Genomic DNA, 922 nt, shown 5'->3' on the forward strand with positions numbered 1-922 from the left:
CACTATAAATATAGGACAAAATTAGAAATACCCCCTACCTATTTAGGGATATTTTAGAAAGAAAGTATTTGGATTCAGTTGGGGATTAACGTTTATATCAAACAAACAAAAAAGCCGTCACAAATGACGGCCCTACTTACACTCATTATGCTATTCGAAGCTTACATCTGCGACTGTAAGTAATTTTGAAGCCCAATCTTATCAATCAAGCCCAATTGCTTCTCTAGCCAATAAGCATGATCTTCTTCTGAGTCTTCTAACTGCTTAACCAGCATTGCACGGGTTTCGTAATCTTGCTCAGACTCACACAAAGCAATCGCTGCCTTAAGGTTTTTAATTACTGAGTATTCTACATTCAAGTCATTCTGTAGCATTTCCGAAACTGTTTTACCGACATTTAGCGGCTCACGCGTTGCCAAGTCTGGATGCCCTTCCAAGAACAAAATCCGTTTGATCATTTGGTCTGCGTGATCTGTCTCTTCTTCACGCTCATGATCCAAACGTTCATAAAGCTTATCTAAGCCCATATCTTCATAAATTCGAGAGTGAACAAAGTATTGGTCTATTGCCGTTAGCTCACCCGCTAACAAGTGATTTAATTCTGCTATAACTTTATCTGAACCTTTCATATTTCACCCCCTTAATCATCTTCAATCATTGATTGCATATAGTTCTCGATCGTCACTTTATCGATCAGATCAAGCTGAGTTTCCAACCAATCTAGATACTCCTCTTCTTCTGCAAGAATTTCTCGAAGCTTATCACGGGTGACGTAGTCTGATACTGATTCACAATAAGCGATCGCTTCGCGTAAGTCGGCAATGGAGCTTTGTTCTAATTTGAGGTCGCACTCCAGCATTTCTTGAGTGTTCTCGCCTATTAATAATTTGCCTAACTTTTGCAGGTTGGGGATACCTTCCAA

General features: G+C 39.6%; 2 protein-coding genes. Both read right to left on the bottom strand.

The features are described from left to right. Positions 1-161: 161 nt before the first annotated feature. On the bottom strand, positions 162-629 hold the full coding sequence (bfr, locus tag A3735_RS19955) for a bacterioferritin (protein WP_068506737.1): 468 nt from the start codon (positions 627-629) through the stop codon (positions 162-164). Between the two features lie 11 nt (positions 630-640). Next, positions 641-922 (bottom strand): bacterioferritin (locus A3735_RS19960; protein WP_304439997.1); only part of this gene is annotated, 282 nt, incomplete at its 5' end.

This window comes from Oleiphilus sp. HI0061, from assembly GCF_001635675.1.

What these genes read in the sequence shown, in the direction of transcription:
- bfr (WP_068506737.1), bottom strand. Translation starts at nt 629, where the DNA reads ATGAAAGGTTCAGATAAAGTTATAGCAGAATTAAATCACTTGTTAGCG.